This window comes from Clavibacter sp. VKM Ac-2873 (assembly GCF_015351075.1).
Lineage (GTDB): Bacteria > Actinomycetota > Actinomycetes > Actinomycetales > Microbacteriaceae > Clavibacter.
The window spans coordinates 342,573-361,732 of record NZ_JADKRS010000001.1 but is presented as its reverse complement, the minus strand read 5'-3'; the positions used below and the strand labels follow the sequence as shown (position 1 = coordinate 361,732).

The window sequence follows — 19,160 nt, the reverse complement described above, 5'->3', positions numbered from 1 at the left end:
ATGACGGCTCCCTGCCGCATGACGGCTCCCTGGGCGTCGTCGCCACCCGGCGGCGGCGCCCTCGTCGCGTCCTAGCGTGAGGGCATGCCCGTCACCCTCACCGAGATCCCCCTGCCCGCGGCCTCGCCCGGGGCGTCGCCCGGCTTGCACGGCGTGCTGGCGGTGCCCGCGGGCGAGGGGCCATGGCCCGCCGTCGTCGTGGTGCACGAGGCCTTCGGCGTCACCGACGTGATGCGCCGTCAGGCCGAGCGCCTCGCCGAGGCCGGCTTCCTGGCGCTCATGCCCGATCTCTTCTCCGCCGGCGGCGCGCGCCGCTGCCTGGTCGCCACGTTCCGCACGCTGGCCGCGGGCGAGGGCCGCGCGTTCGTGGACGTGGAGTCCGCCCGCCGCGCGCTCCTCGCCCGCGCCGACTGCACGGGTCGCGTAGGCGTCATCGGCTTCTGCATGGGCGGCGGGTTCGCGCTGGCTGCGGCCTCCCGCGGCTTCGACGCGTCGAGCGTCAACTACGGCATGCTCCCCGACGACCTCGACGGCGTGCTCGAGGGCGCCTGCCCGATCGTCGCGAGCTACGGCGGCCGCGACCGGCAGCTCGCGGGATCCGCCGACCGGCTCGAGGCCGCCCTCGTGGCCCACGGCATCGACCACGACGTGCGGGAGTACCCGGCCGCCGGGCACTCCTTCCTCAACGACGCCGAGATGGGTCCCCGGCCGCTCCGCCCGGTGCTGCGCGCGGTGGGCATGGGCCCGGAGCCCGCGTCCGCGGCGGACGCGTGGCGTCGGATCGACGCGTTCCTCGACCACCACCTGCGCGGCGAGGAGCATCCGGGCGCATAGCGCATCCGGCCCGCGCGCCGAAGGGAGTCTCCACCGGCCTCGGCTACCCTGTGGAGGATCCGGGTGCCCGCGCCCGGCGCTCCCCGCCCGGCGACGAGAGATCCACCCATGCAGCACGCCCCCCAGAGGACCCGCGCCGACCGGGCGCGCATCCGCGGCATCGCCCGCCACGGCCGCCTCCGCACCCCGAGCGCCGGACGCACCGTCATGAGGGGCATCGGCATGGTCGCCGCGGTCTCGGTCGCCGCGGCCGCCTCGCTCCTCACCATCGTCTTCTGGGACCTGTCGAGCACCGTCGCCGACAACACGGTCGACATCTCCGACGGCCAGAGCCTGCCGCCCTCGCTCGGCGGCATCGACGGCGGCGCGAACATCCTCATCGTCGGCAGCGACAGCCGCGCCGGCCAGGGCGACGGCTACGGCGCCGCGAAGGACGTGGGCACGGCCACCCTCAACGACGTGACGATGCTGCTCCACATCAGCCAGGACAGCAGCCGCGCGACGGTCATCTCGTTCCCGCGCGACATGCTCGTGCCCATCCCCGCATGCGAGGGCCCCGACGGCACGAAGTACGCCGCCAGCTCGCGCGCGCAGCTCAACGAGTCGCTGTCGCGCGGCGGGTTCGAGTGCACCGTCCGGATGGTCGAGGGCCTCACCGGGCTCGACATCCCGTACGGCGGCGTCGTCCAGTTCAACGGCGTGGTCGAGATGTCCAACGCGGTCGGCGGCGTGGAGGTCTGCGTGGCCAACGGCATCTACGACAAGAAGACGGACCTGTCGCTGGATCCGGGCATCCACCCGCTGCAGGGCAAGGAGGCCGTGCAGTTCCTCCGCACCCGCTACGGCGTCGGCGACGCCAGCGACATCTCGCGCATCGGCAACCAGCAGGTGTTCCTCAGCGCGCTCGTGCGCACGATCAAGAGCGCGGACACGCTCACCAACCCGGCGAAGCTCTACGGCATCGCGCGCGCCGTGGTCGACAACATGCAGCTGTCCACCTCGCTCGCCGACCTCGACACGCTCGTCTCGGTCGCGCTCACGTTCAAGGACATCCCGCTCGACGACGTCGTGTTCCTGCAGTACCCGGGCACGGTGCTCGCCAACGGCCGCGTCCAGCCGGATGAGGCGGCGGCACAGCAGCTCGTGGGCCTCCTCGCCTCGGACGCGGACTTCACGCTCGGCCAGAAGGCGCCGACCGACGAGTCGGGCAGCGTGCCGGCGGACGGCACCGCCACGACGCCTCCCGCGGATCCGACCGCTCCCGCCGACGGCACGGCGCCGACCGACGGCGCGACGTCCGCGCCCACGCCGACCTCCGAGGTGCTCGACGAGAGCATCACGGGGCAGACCGCGGCGCAGGCGACCTGCTCGAACGGGCGGGGCCGCTAGGCGCACGGCACCGGGGCCGCACGCCGACACCGTGCGTCGGCGGGCTGCGGTCAGCGCTCGGCGGGCGCCTCGACGATCCGCGGATCCGGGAAGGCCGTCTCGACCGCGGGCGCGCCGGTGCCGCGGGCGCGCATCCAGACGAAGAAGCCCGTGAGCGTGAATGCGCCGTAGAAGACGTACATGAAGGCGGACGCGTAGTAGCCGGCGCTCACGAGCAGCGGCACGCCGACCAGGTCGACGGCCACCCAGACGAGCCAGAACTCGACCCAGCCCTTGGCCATGCCGTAGGTGGCGAGGAGGGAGCCGACGAAGATCCAGGCGTCGGCCCACACGGGCTCGTAGGAGCCGAGCGCGCGGAAGACGGGCGTGAGGATCGCGGTGCCGCCGACGAGCGCGACCACGAGCAGGACCCGCTCGCGTCCCGACGCCCACTGCGGGACGACGGGCGCGCCGCCGTGCCTGGCCTGCTGCCAGCGGTACCAGCCGTAGACCGACACGGCGATGAACATGACCTGGCGGCCGGCCTGGCCGAGCAGGTTGACGGGGTTCGGCGTGCCGAAGACCGCGCCGAGGAAGACGGTGAACAGGAGCACGTTGCCGACGATGCCGACGGGCCACGCCCACACCTTGCGGCGCATGCCGCCGAGCGCGCTGGCGAGGCCGAAGAGGTTGCCGACGATCTCGCGCCAGAGGATGGTCTGGTCGCCGATGCGGAGCTGCGCGTCGAACAGCCACTCGAGTGCCGCCATGCGTGATCCCTCCGTGCGCCGCGGTCCGGGTGACCTCCGTGCGGGACGCCGTGCGCGGCGCCGATGGGGTGAAGGCGCGGACGCCCCCGCCTATTCCCCGGAGGCGTGCGGCGCCCGGGCGGCCTCAGGCGAACAGGCGCGTGTCGAGCTCCTCGTCCGACGCGGTGACGAGCGACCAGCGGCCGCGCGCGTCGACGCTCAGGTCGAACGAGCCGTCGACCCGGCGCGCGCCCGTGGTGAGCGGCACGGCCTCGACGCGCCACATCCGCAGCTCCAGCAGGTGGGCGCTCGTGCCGCGGGGCGCGCGGCCCGTGCGCTGCCACCAGTCGACCCGCGCGATCCACCGCTCGGGCGAGCTCACCACCCCGTGGACGACGCCCCGCCAGGTGAACCGCAGCGGCGACCCGTCGTCCGAGAGCTCGACCTCCACGTCCTCGTCGATCCGCATGGTGCCGCTCCTCTCGCCCGTCGCGCCGGCCACGCTCCCGCGTTCGAACGGATGTTCGAACGTCTGATCCGAGTGTAGGAACGCCCGCCGACATCCACGAGGGGAGCGGGCGGATCCACCTCACCCTCGACCGGAGCCTGAGGGTCTCGTCCCCGTCGCGCGCATCGGGCATGGATCGGCGGGTCGGCGCGTTGGCACCAGGGTCCCGAGGGCGGCAGACGCCCCCTCGTCATCGACACCCGAGGAGGGTCCACATGACCGACACCACCACCCGCCCCGCCGGCGCATCCGGCACGTTCACCATCGGCGGCGACCTGCCCGTCGTCCGGCTCGGCTACGGCACCATGCAGCTGACCGGCGAGGGCGTCTGGGGCGCCCCCGAGGATCCGCACGAGGCCGTGCGCGTCATCCGCCGCGCCGCCGAGCTCGGCGTCACGTTCTTCGACACCGCCGACTCCTACGGCCCGTTCGTGGCCGAGGAGCTCCTCAAGGAGGCGCTCCACCCGTACGCCGACGACGTCGTCATCGCCACCAAGGGCGGGCTCACGCGCCCCGGCCCCGGGAACTGGCAGCCCGTCGGCCGCCCCGAGTACCTGCGCCAGCAGGCCGAGCTGAGCCTCCGCCACCTCGGCCTCGAGCGCATCGACCTGTACCAGCTGCACCGCATCGACCCGGCCGTGCCGCTCGCCGACCAGATCGGCGTGCTCAAGGACCTGCAGTCCGAGGGCAAGATCCGCCACATCGGGCTCTCCGAGGTGCAGGTCGACGATGTGAAGGCCGCGCGCGAGATCGCCGAGATCGTCTCCGTGCAGAACCTGTTCAACCTCGCCAAGCGCGACGCCGAGCCGCTGCTCGACTACGCCGAGGCCGAGGGCCTGGCCTTCATCCCGTGGTTCCCGCTCGCGACCGGCGAGCTCGCGAAGGACGGCGGCCCGCTCGACGCCCTCGCGAAGCAGCACGACGCGCGCGCCTCGCAGCTCGCGCTCGCGTGGCTCCTGCGCCGCTCGCCCGTCATGCTGCCGATCCCCGGCACCAAGTCGGTCGGGCACGTCGAGGACAACATCGCCGCGGCGGGCATCGAGCTCACCGACGACGAGTTCCAGGCGCTCACCGACGCCGTCTGATCCACCCGCACGACGAGGGCCCCGCAGGAGATCTCCTGCGGGGCCCTCGTGCGTCGTGGGCTAGGTGCCGATCCGGGTGCCCGAGTCGTCCGCGAGCCCGAGGTCGTCGAGCTGCGCGAGGAGGCTCGCGCCGTCGGGGGCGTAGACCCAGGGGATCGAGCTGTCGAGCGCGCGCTTCTCGGCCTTGGCCCGGCCGCCCGCGAGCACGGCCTCGCCCGCGCTGAGCTGCCGGATGAGCACGACCTTCACGTTGTCCGGGTGCTTCTCCGCGAACTCGCCGTAGAGGAGCTCGTCGTGCTGGCCGTCGTCGCCCGCGAGGATCCACTTCACGCGCGGGAACTCCTCGGCGAGCCGCCGGAGGTTCAGCCGCTTGTGCTCCATCCCGCTGCGGAACCAGCGGTCGACCGTGGGGCCCCAGTCGGTGAGGAGGATCGGGCCCGGCGGGTACAGGTTCCGCGACAGGAACCTCGAGAGCGTCGGCGCCACGTTCCACGCCCCGGTCGAGAGGTAGAGGACGGGCGCGCCGGCGTGCCGCACGCGCAGCCGCTCGTAGAGCACCGCCATGCCCGGGGTGGGCGTGCGCGCGTGCTCGTCGAGCACGAACGTGTTCCAGGCGGCGAGGAACGGCCGGGGGAGCGCGGTGACCATGACGGTGTCGTCGACGTCGCTGAGGATCCCGGTGCGCACGTCGTCGCCCACGATGAACACGGGCGCCTCGACGGTGTCCGACCCCTCAGACCGGATGCGGATCGTGTGCCAGCCGCTCGGCAGGCTCGCCTCCACGACCTGGTCGACGACGCCGCCGCGGTCGGCCCGCACGTGGTGCTCGGTCCCGTCGATCTCGACGACCACGTCGACGTCGGTGAGCGGCACGCTCGTGAAGCTCCGCCAGCCGCGGACGACCTTGTCGCCGGCCAGCGCGCGCTTGCTCTTCGGGTCGGTGAGGAGGACGCGGCAGAGGACGCGGACCCAGCGCACGGATCCGTAGCCGGCGTAGGGGATGACGGTGGGCGTGAGCCCGCGCTTGCGGGCACGGCCCTCGCGGATCTCGTGGATGCGGTCCTCGATGCGCGCCGCCCGGTGCAGCACGGGTGCGGCGGCAGGTGACTCGAGGAGCGTGCGGGTCGCGTGCTTCTTCTTCTTCGAGGAGGGGGCCACGGGCACAGTCAACCAGACGCGGGGGAGGCGGCCGGTCGTCACACCGGCCGGGCGAGCTCCGCCGTGTCGGGCGCGTCCTGGTCGATTCCGGGGCCGACCTCGTCCATCGCGAGCTCCTCGATCACGTCCTCCGCCTGCGCGGCGACGGCCCGCAGCAGGTCGGGGGAGCCCTCGGCCGTGGGATCGAGCCACTCCTCGACGACGTCGGGGGAGAGCACGACGGGCATGCGCTCCGCCAGCGCCTCCACCGTGCCGGCCGCCGGGCGGGTGAGCACGGCGCAGCTGAGGACCCAGCGGGCGGGGTCGTCGGCGGCGCGCGACGGATCGCGCCACCACTCGTACAGCGCCGCGAGCAGGACGGTGCCCTCTCCGGCGCCCACGAGGTACGGGGTGCGCAGGCCGTCGTCGGTCTCGTGGTGCTCGTAGTAGCCCGACACCGGGACGGCCGCGCGCCGGGACACGAGCGCCTGCAGCAGCTCCGGCCGGGAGGCGAGCTGCTCGGCGGGCACCTCCGCGAGCGGCGGGCCCTGGTCCGGCCCGGGCGATCCCGCGGGCACGAGCCCCCATCGGGCCGACTCCAGGCGCCGCACGGGCACCTGGTCCTCCGTGTCGCCCTCCGCCCGCCGCGGCAGCGTGTCGACGAGGACCGCCACGCGCTGGCCGGGGACGATGCGCCAGGACGGGCCGGGGACGGTCGCGCCCGCGTGATCCACGTCGAGCAGCCCGACCAGGTCGTCGGCGGTCGAGGACCTGGCGAGGATGCGCGTCATGCCTCCATCCTGGCGGACGCGTCCGACGCCGACCGACCCGCACGCGGCATCAGGGGGGTGTCCGCGGAAGGCCCATTTGTTACGAAGTGGCGACAGCGGACGAGCGGGTGCGGTCGTTCCGACGCCGACATGGTTCGCTGGAGGACCTGGCAAGTGTCGATTCGTAGCGCGTACGAGGAATGAGCCACCATGATCGAGTTCCACCACGTCCGCAAGCAGTACCCGGACGGCACGCTCGCGATCGAGGACTTCAGCCTCGTCGTCCCCTCGCAGACCACGACGGTCCTCGTCGGATCCTCGGGCTGCGGCAAGACGACCCTCATGCGCATGATCAACCGCATGGTCGAGCCCACGTCGGGACGCATCGAGATCGACGGCACCGACATCGCCAGCCAGGACGCCGTGAAGCTCCGCCGCAGCATCGGCTACGTGATGCAGAACTCCGGCCTGCTCCCGCACCGCAAGGTCGTCGACAACATCGCGACCGTGCCGCGCCTCACCGGCGTCGACAAGCGCACGGCCCGCGAGGGCGCGTTGACGCTCATGGACACCGTCGGCCTCGACAGGTCGATGGCCGACCGCTACCCGTCGCAGCTCTCCGGCGGCCAGCAGCAGCGCGTCGGCGTGGCCCGCGGCCTCGCGGTCGACCCGAACATCCTGCTCATGGACGAGCCGTTCGGCGCCGTCGACCCGCTCGTGCGCGACGACCTCCAGCAGGAGCTCATCCGCCTGCGCACCCAGCTCGACAAGACCGTCGTGTTCGTGACGCACGACATCGACGAGGCGTTCCTGCTCGGCGACCAGGTCGTGATCCTCGAGAAGGGCGGCCGCATCGCCCAGCAGGGCACGCCGCAGGAGATCCTCTCGAACCCGGCGAACGACTTCGTCCGCGACTTCGTGGGCGCCGACAAGGGCAAGCGCGCGCTGCACGTCGAGGAGACCGGCACGGGCCGGGTGCTCGTCGACCGCGACGGCCGGCTCGTGGGCGTGCTCGACGACGAGGGGCGCGCCGCCCGATCCGCGTCCGCTCCGACCGAGGCGGGGGCCGCGCACGCCCCCGGTGCTCCGGCGCAGGGTGCGGGACCCGCGTGAACTGGGTCATCGCCAACATCCAGACGGTGCTGGACCTGTCCGTCGCCCACGTGGCGCTGGCCGCGCCGCCCATCGTCCTGGGGCTCCTCCTCTCCCTGCCGCTGGGCTGGCTCGCGAACCGGTACACGCGCGTCCGCGGCGTCGTCCTCACCGTGGGCGGGTTGCTGTACACGATCCCGTCCATCGCGCTGATCCTCGTGGTGCCGGGCATCGTCGGCACCACGCTGTTGGATCCCCGCAACATCGTCATCGCGCTGACCGTCTACGCCGTCGCGCTCATGGTCCGCATCACCACGGACGCGCTCGCCTCCGTCCCCGCGGACGTGAAGCAGTCGGCCACCGCCATGGGCTACGCCGGCTGGGCGCGCTTCTGGCGCGTCGAGCTGCCGCTGGCCGGGCCCGTGCTGCTCGCGGGGCTCCGCGTCGTCTCCGTGAGCACGGTGAGCATGGTGACGGTCGGCTCGCTCATCGGCGTGCAGAGCCTCGGCACCATGATCCTCAGCGGCTACCGGAGGTCCTTCTACACCGAGATCCTCACCGGAGTCGTCGGGATCCTCGTCATCGCCCTGGCGTTCGACCTGATCCTCGTGCTCGTCGGCCGCGCGCTCATGCCCTGGTCGCGCGCGACGTCCGCCCGGGCCCGTCGACGCAGCTCCACCGCGGCGTCCGCCATCGCCGTGACCGGAGGCCTGCCGTGAACCTGTTCGCCGAGGCGTTCGGCCTCATCTTCGACGCGAGCCGCTGGAGCGGACCGACCGGCACGGGCGTCCGGCTGGCGGAGCACCTCTCCTACACGTTCCTCGCGATATCCCTGGCGGCGCTCGTGGCGGTCCCCGCCGGGCTCTACATCGGGCACACCGGGCGCGGACGCACGATCGCCGTCTCGCTCTCCGGCGGGTTCCGGGCCCTGCCCACGCTCGGCGTCCTCGTCATCTTCGGGCTGGTGTTCGGCATCGGACTGACCGGCCCGCTCATCACGTTCGCGATCCTCGGCATCCCGCCGCTGCTCGCGGGCGTCTACGCGGGACTGCAGGCCGTCGACCGGGCGACCGTCGACGCCGCTCGCGCCGTCGGCATGACGGAGTGGCAGATCCTCGGGAAGGTCGAGATCCCGCTCGCCCTCCCGCTCATCATCAGCGGCTTCCGGGCCGCGACCCTGCAGGTCATCAGCACCGTGACGTTGGGCGCCTACCTCGGGCTCGGCGGCCTCGGGCCCGACATCTTCACCGGCCTCACCACGCGGAACTACCCGCTCATGGTGTCCGCCTCCATCCTCGTCACCGTCCTCGCGCTGGTCGTGGACGGCGTGCTCGCGATCGTCCAGCGCCTCGTCGTCCCCCGAGGCGTCGTCGCCGCGGCGGGCCGTCCCTCCGACTCCGCCCGTGCCTCGTCGAGGCCGGCGGTCAGCACCACCTCCTGAAAGGAACACAGCAATGTCCCTCAGCATCTCCCGCCGGGTCCTCCTCGGCACCGTCGCGGTCGGCACCGCGATGGCCCTCGCCGGCTGCGCGTCCGGCGATCCCACCGACCCCACCGGTGGACAGTCCGCCTCGGCCGCCCCCACCGACACGATCTCCGTCGGCTCGGCCGCGTTCGGCGAGAACGTCATCCTCGCCGAGGTCTACGCGCAGGCCCTCGAGGCCAACGACGTGAAGGTCACGCGCAACCTGCAGATCGGCGAGCGCGAGGTGTACCTGAAGGCGCTCGAGGAGGGGTCCATCGACCTCATCCCCGAGTACACGGGCAACCTGCTCGCCGCGTACGACGCCGACTCGACCGCCACCTCCAGCGACGACGTCTACGCGGCGCTCGGCGGCGCCCTGCCGCCCGGCTTCGAGGTGCTCGACGAGTCGCCCGCCGAGGACAAGGACTCCTACAACGTCACCAAGGCGTACTCGGAGTCCAACGGCGTCACGAGCCTCTCCGACCTCAAGGGCAAGACCGTCCGCGTCGGCGGCGGCGCGGTGCTGACCGACCGCGAGTACGGGATCCGCGGGCTGACGGGCACGTACGGCATCGACGCGAGCCTCGTCACCATCGAGGACCAGGGCGGCCCCAACACCGTCAAGGCGCTCCTCGACGGCCAGGTCGACATGGCGAACATCTACTCGACCACGCCGTCGATCCTCGACAACTCGTTCGTGACGCTCACCGACCCGGAGAACCTCATCAAGGCGCAGAACGTCGTGCCGCTCGTGAACACCGCGAAGATGAACCCCGACGTCACGGCGATCCTCGACAAGGTGTCGGCCGCGCTCACCACCGAGGACCTCACCGAGATGAACCGCCGCAACCAGGGCGACGAGAAGGCCGAGCCGGCCGCGATCGCCGCCGACTGGCTGAAGGAGAAGGCCCTCTTCTAGGAGGCGCCGGCCGGGCGGCGACGCCCGGCACCCGCGAGGGGTCGACGCGCGAGCGCCGGCCCCTCGCGCCGTGGGTGCCCGCGTGGGCACGACGGAGCATGATGGATCCAGCGCACGTACGCACCCGATGGCAGGAGCCCGCGCATGGCCAAGAAGAAGTCCCCGACCGGCGAGGTGAGCGTCCTGGGCGCCGTGACGACGGTGGCCCGCGAGGTCCGCAAGCACAAGGCCGTCGCCGAGTCGGCGCCGCACGGCGAGGGCGCGAACACCCCGCCGGCGCCCAAGCGCAGCCCCGAGGAGCTGAAGCGCGACATCCGGACGGGCCGCGACGAGCTCGCGCGCACCGTCCGCGAGCTCGAGACCGCGCTCGACGTGCCGGCCCGCGCGCAGGAGCTGAAGGCCGACGTCTCGTCCCGTGCGCGCGCGATCCGCGACGACGTCACGACGCGCGTCCGCACCACCGGCCGGGACGTCGGGCGCCGCACGCGCGCGTTCACGAAGAAGGACCCGGCCGTCGCCGCGTCGGTCGGCGCGGGAGCCGTCGCCGTCGTGCTCGCGGTCGGCGCCGCCGTCGTCTCCGGCAGCCGACGCTGATCGCCTCCATCCGCTCCATCGCCACGGCGGTGCCGCCGACCGTGCTCGCCCAGGACGGCGTACGCGACCTCTTCGGGAGCCAGCCGGAGCTCGGCCGGCTCGGCACGCGGCTCGTGTCCGCGGCCTTCGGAGCCTCGGGCATCCGCACGCGGCACACGGTGATCCAGGAGCTCGGCACCGCGCCGGGCATGGCGGGCTCCGACGCGCCCGTGGACCACGCCGCCGGCGCGCCCGTCTTCTACGACAGGGACAGCGGGCGGATCCTGAGCCCCAGCACGGGTGCGCGCAACGACGCGTACATCCGCGAGGCGCCCGCGCTGCTGCTCGACGCGGCGCGCCAGGCCGTCGCGGAGGCCGCCGGCATCGAGGCGTCGGACGTCACGCACGTCGTCACCGTGTCCTGCACGGGCTTCTACGCGCCCGGACCCGACTACCAGGTCGTCCGCGGCCTCGGCCTCGGCGCCTCCACCCAGCGCTTCCACCTCGGCTTCATGGGCTGCTACGGCGCGTTCCCCGCGCTCCGCATGGCCGCCCAGTTCTGTGCAGCGGACCCGGACGCCGTCGTCCTCGTCGTGTGCGTGGAGCTCTGCTCGCTGCACCTGCACTCGTCGGACGACGCGGACACGATCGTCGCCTCCTCGGTCTTCGGCGACGGTGCCGCGGCCGCCGTGGTCACCGCACGACCCGCGCCCGCCGGATCCACCGTGCTCGACCTCGACGCGTTCGAGACCGTGCTCACGCCCGTGGGCGAGGACGACATGGCGTGGACCATCGGCGACCAGGGCTTCGACATGGTCCTGTCGAGCTACGTGCCGAAGATCATCCACGAGCACATCACGGGCGCGCTCGAGCCGCTGTGGGCGCACGTGCCCGCGCTCGCGGGCGTGGCGCCCGCCGCCGTCGAGGACTGGGCCATCCATCCCGGCGGCCGCAGCATCCTCGACCGCGTCGAGGACCGGCTGGAGCTCGCGCCCGCGCAGCTCGAGGCGTCGCGGTCGACGCTCGCGGAGGTCGGCAACATGTCGAGCGCGACGGTGCTGTTCGTGCTCCGGCGGATCCTGCACCGGACGCCGCCCGCGGACGTCCCCGGTCGGCCCGACGTCGCGGAGGCCGCGCCCATCCCGGCGACCGGCCCGGGCGCGGGGCGGGTGTGCGCGATGGCGTTCGGTCCCGGCCTCACGGTCGAGACGGCGCTCATGACGCGACGGACCGCGTGATGGACCTCTCCCGCCGCGACACCGGCCTCACCGAGCTCATGGACGACCCGGACTGCGATCCCGTGGCGCTCGACCGCACCTACGCGCGGTTCGGGATCGTCAACCGCGTGGTCGCGGGGTGGCGCGGGGTCTACCGGTCGCGGATCCGGCCGCTGCTGTCCGCGGAGCGGGAGACGACGCTGCTGGACATCGGGTCGGGCGGCGGCGACGTCCCGCTCGCGCTCGCGCGGTGGGCCCGGCACGACGGGCTGCGGCTCACCGTCACGGGCATCGACCCGGACCCGCGCGCGGCGGCCTTCGCGTCCGCCCGGCCGTCGGATCCGGACGTCGCGTTCCTCCCCGCGTCGAGCGCCGAGCTCGTGGCCGCGGGCCGCCGGTTCGACATCGTGACGAGCAACCACGTGCTGCACCACCTCGACGACGCCGCGTTCGACGCCCTCCTCGCCGACTCCACCGCGCTCGCGCCGCGGACGATCCACGGCGACATCGCGCGCGGCCGGCTCGCGTACGCCCTCTACGGGCCGGCGTCCCGCCTCGTCGCGCGCGGCTCCTTCGTGCACGTCGACGGGCTCCGGTCGATCCGCCGCAGCTGGACGCCCGCGGAGCTCGCCCTCCGCGTGCCCGTGGGCTGGCGCGTCGAGGGCGCCGTGCCGTTCCGCGTGCTCGTGGTGCGCGACCCGGCGACGGCCGCTGCGGGACGCGTCCGGCGCGCGGGCCGATGACCCGCGTCGACGCGCTGGTCGTGGGCGGCGGCCCCGTGGGGATCCACCTCGCGGCGCTCCTCGCCCGGGCCGGGCTCGACGTGCGCGTGTGGGAGGCACGGACGACGCCGGCCCTGCTGTCGCGCGCCATCGGCATCCACGCGCCGTCGCTCGACGCGTTCGACCGGCTCGGCGTGGCGGGCGAGATGGTCGCGGAGGCGGTGCTCGTCCGGCGGGGGATCGCGATGGGGCCCCGCGGGGAGCTCGGCCGCGTCTCCTTCGCCGGGGCCTCGGCCACGCACCCGTACGTCGCGGCGCTGCCGCAGTGGCGCACCGAGGCGATCCTCGTCCGGCGCCTGGACGCGCTCGCGCCCGACGCCGTCCGTCGCGGCGTGACCCTCACCGACCTCGACGCGGATCCCGTCGGGCTGCCGGGCGGCGTGGTCCGCGCGCGCGGCCGGGACGGCTCGGGCATCGCCATCGAGGTCACCGCGTCCCTCGTGATCGGCGCGGACGGCACCCGCGGCGCGGTCCGCGGGCTCCTCGGGATCGGCGTCGACGAGCGTCCGCTGCCCGACCGCTTCCTCATGGGCGACGCGCCCGACCGCACCGGCGGCGGCGACGACGCGGTCGTCACCCTGCACCCGGACGGCGTCGTCGAGTCCTTCCCGCTGCCGGGTGGGCGGCGACGCTTCGTGGTGGGCCTCCGCGCGGGGGAGCGCGAGGGGGACCCGGCGACCGTCCTCTCCCGTGCCGTGGCCGAGCGCACCGGGCACGTCGTGGCGGCGGCGGAGCTGGATCCGGTCAGCGGGTTCGGGGTGCGCCGGCGGCTCGCCCGCCGCATGGTGGCCGGACGCGGCGTGGTGATCGGCGACGCGGCCCACGAGATCAGCCCCATCGGCGGACAGGGCATGAACCTCGGCTGGCTCGACGCGGATGCCCTCGCGCCGATCCTGATCGACGCGGTCCGCACGCGCGGCGGGGTGCCGGATGCCGCCCGCCTGGGACGCTGGGAGCGCGACCGGCTCGCCAGCGCGCGCCGCGCCGCGGTGCAGTCGGAGATCAACACGGCGCTCGGGCGTCCCGTCCGCGGGCTCACCCGGATGGTGCGCGACGCGGGGCTCCGTGCGGTCCTCGCGTCGCCCGCCGCGGCCGGGCTGGCCTCCGTCTACGCCATGGGCCGGGACGCGGGCGCGCGCGTCAGGTGAGGCTCGTCGCGTTCAGCGCGAGCTGGGCGACGAGCAGCAGCGACGCCGCCATGATCAGCTGGAACAGGAGGCGACCGGGCGGCCGGGTGACGACCCGCACGGCGCCCCACGCCGCGATGCCCAGCGTGACGACGAACCCGGCGACGGCGAGCGGGGTCACGACGTGCGCCGGATCCGCGAGCACCGGCCCGACCGCGACGACGACCGCGCCGAGCGCCAGCGCCCCGAACGCCACGAGGCCCGACGGCACGCGCCCCAGCCGGTGCGGGAGGCCGCGCACGCCCGTGCGCGCGTCGTCCTCGAGGTCGGGCAGCACGTTGGTGAAGTGGATGGAGACGCCGAGCACCGCGCCCGTCGCCATCGCCCAGGCGGCCGCCGGCACGGCATCCGCGGCGCCGAGGGCGACCACCGTCGGCAGGATCCCGAAGGCCACGACGAACGGCGCCACGCTGAGGGCGGTGCGCTTGAGCCCGGCGTTGTAGGCCCAGCCGGCGCCCACCAGCACGACGTGCGCGAGGAGGAAGGCGGGCCCGAGCGCCGCCGACGCGACGAGGCACGCGGCCGCGGTCGCGAGGGCCGCCGCGCGCACCTGGCCGACCGTGATCTCGCCGCGCGCCACGGGCTTGTCGGCGCGGGCGACGCTGCGGTCGCGCTCGGCGTCGATCCAGTCGTTGGAGAGCCCGATGGACAGCTGCCCGAGGAGCACCGCCAGCGCCACCGCGACCACGCGCCCCGGCCCGTAGCCGAGCGCGACGGCGAGCACGGCGGCGAGCACCGTGACGGTGGCCGTCGGCCCCGGGTGCGAGGAGAGCGCGAGGAGCCGGAGGCGGCGGATCACGCGAGCGTCAGCCCGTAGCAGCGCGAGCCCTCGGAGTCGGCGTAGGCGCCGAAGCGGGGGATCTCGATCCAGCCCTCGCGCGCGTAGAACCGCATCGCATCGGGCTGCTCAGGGCCGGTCTCGAGCACGAGGTCGGCCACGCCCAGCTCGCGGGCCGTCTCCTCGAGCGCGCGGAGGAGGGCCGTCGCGACGCCCGTCCCGCGGGCCGCCGGCACCACGTACATGCGCTTGAGCTCCGCCCACGGCCTCCCGTCGCCGCGGTCGCCCAGCGGCCGGATCCCGCCGCAGCCGATCGGCGTGCCCGCCGCGTCCCGCGCCACGAGGAACGCGGCCACGTCGGCGGCCGTGGGCTTCGTGCCCGGCTCCGTGTCGCCGCCGTAGCGGAGGTCGAGCTCGGCGCGTTGGGCGGCGCGGAGGGAGACGGCCGCGCCGTCGTCCCACGCGACCCGCGAGATGGTGAGGTCCATGCGTCGATCCTGCCGCACGGACCGGCCCCTCCCGACCGCTCCGCTAGCCTTCCGGGATGAGGATCCGCCCCGCCGAGCCCCGTGACGTCGACGACCTGCTGGAGATCCGCAACCACGCGATCCTCACCGGCACCGCCCTCTGGACGGAGGAGCCCGTCGACCGCGCCGAGCGCGAGGAGTGGTTCCGGGAGACGACGGCGGCGGGCGACCCGATCCTCGTCGCCGAGGTCGACGGCGCGTTCGCGGGCTACGGCACGTACGGCCCCTGGCGACGCATGTCCGGCTACCGCTTCTCGGTGGAGGACTCGGTCTACGTGCACGACGCCTTCCAGGGGCGGGGCATCGGCCGCGCGCTCGTCGAGGCCGTCGTCGCGCACGCGCGAGCCGCCGGCAAGCGCGCCGTGTTCGCCGACATCGAGGCCGGCAACACGGGCTCCATCCGGTTGCACGAGCGGCTCGGCTTCCGGCAGGTGGGGCTGCTGCCCGGCATCGGCTGGAAGTTCGGCCGACCGCTCGACCTCGCGATCCTGCATCTGCCGCTGGTCGACGACGGAGCCGACGCGGCCGACGGGGACGGTGGCACGGCGGGACTCGCGGGCTGACGCGCCCGGGCCGATCCGCACGGCGGACGATCGAGAGGCCCGGCACGGGGCGCGGGAACGCCACGGGTGCCGGGCCTCTCCGGTGATCGCGGTCCTTCGGGGGATGGGCGATCGCCGTGGTCCGGGAGCCGTCCGATCCTGGGGGGGGTGGACGGACGAGCTCGTCGGGTTGCGAGCGCCTGGCCCAAGGGGGGGGTAAGGGCCGTGCGCTCATGGACGACTCTAGCCGGGTCCTCATTTATGCGGACACCCCGGGGTGGCCCCAGAAGGAGGGGCGCGCCCGGCGAGCGGGTCGGCCGCCCGCCGCGTCAGTCCTGGGACTCGTCGAGCTCGCGTCCGCCGCCGGCGACGACCGCGTCGCGGAGCGCGTGGAACTGGTCGACCGTGAGGCCGTTGCGGAGGAGGTACGGCTCCACGCCGCCGCGACCGGCCAGCGAGTGGAGCGCTTGGATGACGGGCGCGGGATCCCCCTCCACGGCGTGCTGCGCGGCGGCCCGGACGTCGAGCCCGCCGGCCACGAGCGCGAGGGCCACGACGACGGCGTCCTCGGCGGACGCCGACCGGGCGTCGTAGCGCGCCTGGGCGTCCCCGGCCTCGAGGCGATCGGCCGCCTCGGCGACCCGGGCCGTGAGGTGCGCGCCGTCGGCCACCAGCAGGGCGACGAACGTGGATGCGGGAGCGCCGGCCGCGGAGGGCGCGCTCGTCGGGGCGGACCCGCGGGTGAGGTCGGACGCCGGCGAGGCGGGAGCGGAGGAGGTCATGGCGGCGGCCCTTCGGTCGACGTGCGCGGTGCGGGTGGGTGCGGTGCCGGATCCGTGTGCCGACGTCGGGCGCGGAGCCGGTGGCGGCCACGCGCGTGGGCGCACCGGGTCGACGCCGATCCGGATGCGTGGTCCGACCCTCGCCCGGGCGGATGAACGCCGGGTGTCGCGCGCGCCGCCGGTCGGCCAACGCGATGCGGCCGGGATCCTCGCGCCGGGCTCGCGCGGATCGTCTACAAGTCGTAGAATCCAGGTGTCGCGATGGAGCCTCACCACCCGCATGATCCGCCCTCCACAGGAAGCGCATCCGGTCGCCATGACACCGCACCCCGTTCCCGAAGCGAAGATCCCCGTAGCGGAGATCCCCGTAGCGGACATCCCCGCTGATCCCGCCGCCGCCGGCCGCCGCCCGAGCGGTCGCCCCGAGTGAACGACCTCCTCGACCCGCTCCTGCTGTCGCGCTGGCAGTTCGGCCTCACGACCGTCTACCACTTCCTCTTCGTGCCGCTCACGATCGGCATGGCCTTCGTCTGCGCGCTGTACCAGACGGCCTGGGTCCGCACGGGGAAGCAGCACTACCTGCGCCTCACGCGGTTCTTCGGGAGGATCTTCCTCATCAACTTCGCGATGGGCACCGTCACCGGCATCGTGCAGGAGTTCCAGTTCGGCATGAACTGGTCCGAGTACTCCCGCTTCGTCGGCGACGTGTTCGGCGCCCCGCTCGCGCTCGAGGGCCTCCTCGCGTTCTTCCTCGAGGCGTCCTTCATCGGCGTGTGGATCTTCGGCTGGGACAAGCTCCCGAAGCGGCTGCACCTCGCGTCCATCTGGGTGGTGTCGGTCGCGTCGATCCTGTCGGCGTACTTCATCCTGTCGGCCAACGCGTTCATGCAGAACCCGGTGGGCTACCGCATCGACGAGGCCAGGGGACGTGCCGAGCTCACCGACATCTGGGCGCTCCTCACCAACAAGGTCGCCCTCGCCGCGTTCCCCCACACGATCTTCGCGGCCTTCATGTGCGCGGCCGCCGTGATCAACTCGGTCGCCGCCTGGCACCTGTCGCGCAACCAGCACCTCGAGACGATGATGCCGGCGCTCAAGTTCGGCATGTGGTTCATGGTCGTCTCCGGCGCGCTCACCATCCTGTCGGGCGACCAGCTGGGACTGGCCATGGTGCAGACGCAGCCCATGAAGATGGCCGCGGCCGAGGCGCACTACGACACGTCCTCCGGCGCCGCCGCGTCGTTCTCGCTCTTCACCTGGGGCACGCCCGACGGGTCGAGCGAGCTGTTCTCCATCCGGATCCCGTACCTGCTGTCCTTCCTCTCGACGCACACGCTCGACGGCACGGTGCAGGGCATCAACGACCTGCAGGCGCAGTACGTGGCCAGCTACGGGCCCGGCGACTACACGCCCACCATCTGGGTCACCTACTGGGCGTTCCGCTGGATGATGGGCTTCGGCATGGCCGCCATCGGCGTCGCGGTCGCGGGCCTCTGGGCCACCCGCCGCGGCCGGAGCATCACGAAGCCGTGGATGTGGAAGGTCGCCATCTGGGCGGCGCCCCTGCCGCTGCTCGCCATGACGGTCGGCTGGATCTTCACGGAGATGGGCCGCCAGCCCTGGATCGTGTTCAGCCTGCTGCAGACCTCCTCCGCGGTCTCGCCGAACGTCACCGGGATCCAGGTGCTGCTCTCGCTCGTCGCGTTCACGGTCGTCTACGGGTCGCTCGCGGTGGTGGAGTTCCGCCTCATCCTGAAGGCCGCCCAGAAGGGGCCAGAGGACGAGCGGGAACCGGATCCCGTCACGGGCGAGGTCGCGCGGGAAGCGAGCGTGTACTGATGGACCTCCCCACTCTCTGGTTCGGCGTCATCGCCTTCCTGTTCGTCGGCTACTTCGTGCTCGACGGCTTCGACTTCGGCGTGGGCATGAGCCTGCCGTTCCTGGCGAAGGACGACACCGACCGCCGCGTGCTCATCAACACCATCGGGCCGGTGTGGGACCTCAACGAGACCTGGCTCATCGTCGCCGGCGCCGCGCTCTTCGCGGCGTTCCCCGAGTGGTACGCGACCATGTTCAGCGGCTTCTACCTGCTGCTCGTCGCGATCCTCATCACCCTGATCCTCCGCGGCGTCTCGTTCGAGTTCCGGCACCAGGGGGCGTCCGACCGGTGGCGCGGGTGGTTCGACGCGATGATCGTCATCGGCTCCGTGGTTCCCTCGTTCCTCTGGGGCGTCGTGTTCGCGAACGTGGTGCGCGGGGTGCCCATGAACGCGAACCACGACTACACGGGGTCCACCCTCGACCTGCTGACCCCCTACGCGCTCCTCGGCGGGCTCACGACGCTGTCGCTGTTCCTCGTCAACGGGCTGCAGTTCGCGGCGCTCAAGACCGACGGGCCGATCCGCGCGCGCGCCCGCCTGCTGTCGATGCGCGTCGGGGCGGTGACGATCGTGATCGCGTCCGCCTTCCTCGTCTGGACGACCCTCGCGCACGGGTCGGCGCTGTCCGGGCTCGTGTCGGCGCTCGCGGCCGTCGCGCTCGTGGGCTCGTACCTCGCCAACGTGCGCGGTCGCGAGCGGTGGGCGTTCGGGCTGCTCGCCGCGACCATCGCGCTCGCGGTGGCCAGCCTCTTCACGGCGCTGCACCCGTACGTGATGCCGGCGTCGAACGACCCGGGCTTCGGGCTCACGCTCGCGAACGCCTCCTCGTCGCCGTACACGCTCACGATCATGACGTGGGCCGCGGGCTTCGCGCTGCCGCTGATCCTCGCCTACCAGGCGTGGACGTACTGGGTGTTCCGGAAGCGCATCACGCGCGCCGTGATCGCCCGGGCCGCGCACTAGGC

The 19,160-nt window shown here is 73.5% G+C and carries 21 protein-coding genes; 14 read left to right on the top strand and 7 right to left on the bottom strand.

Features of this window, described 5'->3' with window-relative positions:
• The first annotated feature begins 84 nt into the window (after window positions 1-84).
• Together ITJ44_RS01695 and ITJ44_RS01690 are read left to right on the top strand one after the other, a co-directional pair.
• On the top strand, window positions 85-834 hold the full coding sequence (locus ITJ44_RS01695; RefSeq protein ID WP_194633056.1) for a dienelactone hydrolase family protein: 750 nt from the start codon (window positions 85-87) through the stop codon (window positions 832-834).
• 108 nt (window positions 835-942) lie between these two features.
• Window positions 943-2,223, top strand: coding sequence for an LCP family protein (locus tag ITJ44_RS01690; RefSeq protein ID WP_194633055.1), 1,281 nt, complete (start codon window positions 943-945; stop codon window positions 2,221-2,223).
• 50 nt (window positions 2,224-2,273) lie between these two features.
• Here ITJ44_RS01690 and pnuC read toward each other — a convergent pair whose 3' ends face one another.
• Both pnuC and ITJ44_RS01680 read right to left on the bottom strand, forming a co-directional pair.
• Window positions 2,274-2,972 (bottom strand): nicotinamide riboside transporter PnuC, encoded by a 699-nt coding sequence (gene pnuC / locus ITJ44_RS01685; protein ID WP_194633054.1) that lies wholly within the window; start codon window positions 2,970-2,972, stop codon window positions 2,274-2,276.
• 124 nt (window positions 2,973-3,096) lie between these two features.
• Window positions 3,097-3,420 (bottom strand): DUF6504 family protein, encoded by a 324-nt coding sequence (locus tag ITJ44_RS01680; RefSeq protein WP_194633053.1) that lies wholly within the window; start codon window positions 3,418-3,420, stop codon window positions 3,097-3,099.
• A gap of 254 nt (window positions 3,421-3,674) precedes the next feature.
• Between ITJ44_RS01680 and ITJ44_RS01675 the strand changes: the two genes are divergently transcribed.
• The gene (locus ITJ44_RS01675) at window positions 3,675-4,544 is read left to right on the top strand and encodes an aldo/keto reductase (RefSeq protein ID WP_194633052.1); all 870 of its coding nucleotides are present in this window, start codon (window positions 3,675-3,677) and stop codon (window positions 4,542-4,544) included.
• A 60-nt stretch (window positions 4,545-4,604) separates the two neighbouring features.
• On the opposite strand, the gene ITJ44_RS01670 is transcribed toward ITJ44_RS01675, so the two are convergent.
• Together ITJ44_RS01670 and ITJ44_RS01665 are read right to left on the bottom strand one after the other, a co-directional pair.
• Entirely contained in the window at window positions 4,605-5,702 is a 1,098-nt protein-coding gene (locus ITJ44_RS01670; RefSeq protein ID WP_370551594.1) for an App1 family protein, read from the bottom strand.
• Between the two features lie 38 nt (window positions 5,703-5,740).
• Complete coding sequence (locus tag ITJ44_RS01665; RefSeq protein WP_194633051.1) at window positions 5,741-6,472, bottom strand: SOS response-associated peptidase; 732 nt, start codon at window positions 6,470-6,472, stop codon at window positions 5,741-5,743.
• A gap of 189 nt (window positions 6,473-6,661) precedes the next feature.
• Here ITJ44_RS01665 and ITJ44_RS01660 point away from each other — a divergent pair, with 189 nt between their 5' ends.
• From ITJ44_RS01660 to ITJ44_RS01625, 8 genes are all read left to right on the top strand, one after another.
• A complete protein-coding gene (locus ITJ44_RS01660) occupies window positions 6,662-7,564 on the top strand; it encodes an ABC transporter ATP-binding protein (RefSeq protein ID WP_194633050.1) in 903 nt (300 codons plus the stop codon).
• Window positions 7,561-8,262 (top strand): ABC transporter permease subunit, encoded by a 702-nt coding sequence (locus ITJ44_RS01655; protein ID WP_194633049.1) that lies wholly within the window; start codon window positions 7,561-7,563, stop codon window positions 8,260-8,262. Before ITJ44_RS01660 ends, ITJ44_RS01655 begins: the two co-directional genes overlap by 4 nt.
• Entirely contained in the window at window positions 8,259-8,984 is a 726-nt protein-coding gene (locus ITJ44_RS01650; protein WP_194633048.1) for an ABC transporter permease, read from the top strand. The genes ITJ44_RS01655 and ITJ44_RS01650 overlap by 4 nt, the downstream gene beginning before the upstream one ends.
• A 13-nt stretch (window positions 8,985-8,997) precedes the next feature.
• Complete coding sequence (locus ITJ44_RS01645; protein ID WP_194633047.1) at window positions 8,998-9,927, top strand: ABC transporter substrate-binding protein; 930 nt, start codon at window positions 8,998-9,000, stop codon at window positions 9,925-9,927.
• A 144-nt stretch (window positions 9,928-10,071) separates the two neighbouring features.
• On the top strand, window positions 10,072-10,521 hold the full coding sequence (locus tag ITJ44_RS01640; RefSeq protein WP_228494576.1) for a DUF3618 domain-containing protein: 450 nt from the start codon (window positions 10,072-10,074) through the stop codon (window positions 10,519-10,521).
• Window positions 10,518-11,738: a type III polyketide synthase gene (locus tag ITJ44_RS01635; RefSeq protein WP_194634010.1), complete on the top strand. Its 1,221-nt coding sequence runs from the start codon at window positions 10,518-10,520 to the stop codon at window positions 11,736-11,738. The genes ITJ44_RS01640 and ITJ44_RS01635 overlap by 4 nt, the downstream gene beginning before the upstream one ends.
• Window positions 11,738-12,460 carry a class I SAM-dependent methyltransferase gene (locus ITJ44_RS01630; protein ID WP_194633046.1) on the top strand — a complete coding sequence of 241 codons (723 nt, stop codon included), beginning with the start codon at window positions 11,738-11,740 and terminating at the stop codon, window positions 12,458-12,460. The genes ITJ44_RS01635 and ITJ44_RS01630 overlap by 1 nt, the downstream gene beginning before the upstream one ends.
• Window positions 12,457-13,647: an NAD(P)/FAD-dependent oxidoreductase gene (locus ITJ44_RS01625; RefSeq protein WP_194633045.1), complete on the top strand. Its 1,191-nt coding sequence runs from the start codon at window positions 12,457-12,459 to the stop codon at window positions 13,645-13,647. The genes ITJ44_RS01630 and ITJ44_RS01625 overlap by 4 nt, the downstream gene beginning before the upstream one ends.
• Here ITJ44_RS01625 and ITJ44_RS01620 read toward each other — a convergent pair.
• Window positions 13,640-14,485 (bottom strand): UbiA family prenyltransferase, encoded by an 846-nt coding sequence (locus tag ITJ44_RS01620; protein WP_194633044.1) that lies wholly within the window; start codon window positions 14,483-14,485, stop codon window positions 13,640-13,642. The two genes, ITJ44_RS01625 and ITJ44_RS01620, sit on opposite strands and share 8 nt — an antisense overlap.
• The gene (locus ITJ44_RS01615) at window positions 14,482-14,952 is read right to left on the bottom strand and encodes a GNAT family N-acetyltransferase (protein ID WP_194633043.1); all 471 of its coding nucleotides are present in this window, start codon (window positions 14,950-14,952) and stop codon (window positions 14,482-14,484) included. The genes ITJ44_RS01620 and ITJ44_RS01615 overlap by 4 nt, the downstream gene beginning before the upstream one ends.
• A 56-nt stretch (window positions 14,953-15,008) precedes the next feature.
• Here ITJ44_RS01615 and ITJ44_RS01610 point away from each other — a divergent pair, with 56 nt between their 5' ends.
• A complete protein-coding gene (locus ITJ44_RS01610) occupies window positions 15,009-15,554 on the top strand; it encodes a GNAT family N-acetyltransferase (RefSeq protein WP_194633042.1) in 546 nt (181 codons plus the stop codon).
• Between the two features lie 308 nt (window positions 15,555-15,862).
• Here ITJ44_RS01610 and ITJ44_RS01605 read toward each other — a convergent pair whose 3' ends face one another.
• A complete protein-coding gene (locus ITJ44_RS01605; protein WP_194633041.1) occupies window positions 15,863-16,315 on the bottom strand; it encodes a hypothetical protein in 453 nt (150 codons plus the stop codon).
• A gap of 426 nt (window positions 16,316-16,741) precedes the next feature.
• Between ITJ44_RS01605 and ITJ44_RS01600 the strand changes: the two genes are divergently transcribed.
• Window positions 16,742-18,154, top strand: a complete 1,413-nt coding sequence (locus ITJ44_RS01600; RefSeq protein WP_194633040.1) for a cytochrome ubiquinol oxidase subunit I — start codon at window positions 16,742-16,744, stop codon at window positions 18,152-18,154.
• Window positions 18,154-19,158, top strand: a complete 1,005-nt coding sequence (cydB, locus tag ITJ44_RS01595; RefSeq protein WP_194633039.1) for a cytochrome d ubiquinol oxidase subunit II — start codon at window positions 18,154-18,156, stop codon at window positions 19,156-19,158. Before ITJ44_RS01600 ends, cydB begins: the two co-directional genes overlap by 1 nt.
• Window positions 19,159-19,160: the final 2 nt, after the last annotated feature.

Coding starts and splice junctions, on each gene's coding strand:
- ITJ44_RS01625 (WP_194633045.1), top strand. CDS start 12,457: ATGACCCGCGTCGACGCGCTGGTCGTGGGCGGCGGCCCCGTGGGGATC.
- ITJ44_RS01610 (WP_194633042.1), top strand. CDS start 15,009: ATGAGGATCCGCCCCGCCGAGCCCCGTGACGTCGACGACCTGCTGGAG.
- pnuC (WP_194633054.1), bottom strand. CDS start 2,972: ATGGCGGCACTCGAGTGGCTGTTCGACGCGCAGCTCCGCATCGGCGAC.
- ITJ44_RS01645 (WP_194633047.1), top strand. CDS start 8,998: ATGTCCCTCAGCATCTCCCGCCGGGTCCTCCTCGGCACCGTCGCGGTC.
- ITJ44_RS01660 (WP_194633050.1), top strand. CDS start 6,662: ATGATCGAGTTCCACCACGTCCGCAAGCAGTACCCGGACGGCACGCTC.
- ITJ44_RS01690 (WP_194633055.1), top strand. CDS start 943: ATGCAGCACGCCCCCCAGAGGACCCGCGCCGACCGGGCGCGCATCCGC.
- ITJ44_RS01680 (WP_194633053.1), bottom strand. CDS start 3,420: ATGCGGATCGACGAGGACGTGGAGGTCGAGCTCTCGGACGACGGGTCG.
- ITJ44_RS01695 (WP_194633056.1), top strand. CDS start 85: ATGCCCGTCACCCTCACCGAGATCCCCCTGCCCGCGGCCTCGCCCGGG.
- ITJ44_RS01675 (WP_194633052.1), top strand. CDS start 3,675: ATGACCGACACCACCACCCGCCCCGCCGGCGCATCCGGCACGTTCACC.
- ITJ44_RS01630 (WP_194633046.1), top strand. CDS start 11,738: ATGGACCTCTCCCGCCGCGACACCGGCCTCACCGAGCTCATGGACGAC.
- ITJ44_RS01615 (WP_194633043.1), bottom strand. CDS start 14,952: ATGGACCTCACCATCTCGCGGGTCGCGTGGGACGACGGCGCGGCCGTC.
- ITJ44_RS01640 (WP_228494576.1), top strand. CDS start 10,072: ATGGCCAAGAAGAAGTCCCCGACCGGCGAGGTGAGCGTCCTGGGCGCC.
- cydB (WP_194633039.1), top strand. CDS start 18,154: ATGGACCTCCCCACTCTCTGGTTCGGCGTCATCGCCTTCCTGTTCGTC.
- ITJ44_RS01665 (WP_194633051.1), bottom strand. CDS start 6,472: ATGACGCGCATCCTCGCCAGGTCCTCGACCGCCGACGACCTGGTCGGG.
- ITJ44_RS01605 (WP_194633041.1), bottom strand. CDS start 16,315: ATGACCTCCTCCGCTCCCGCCTCGCCGGCGTCCGACCTCACCCGCGGG.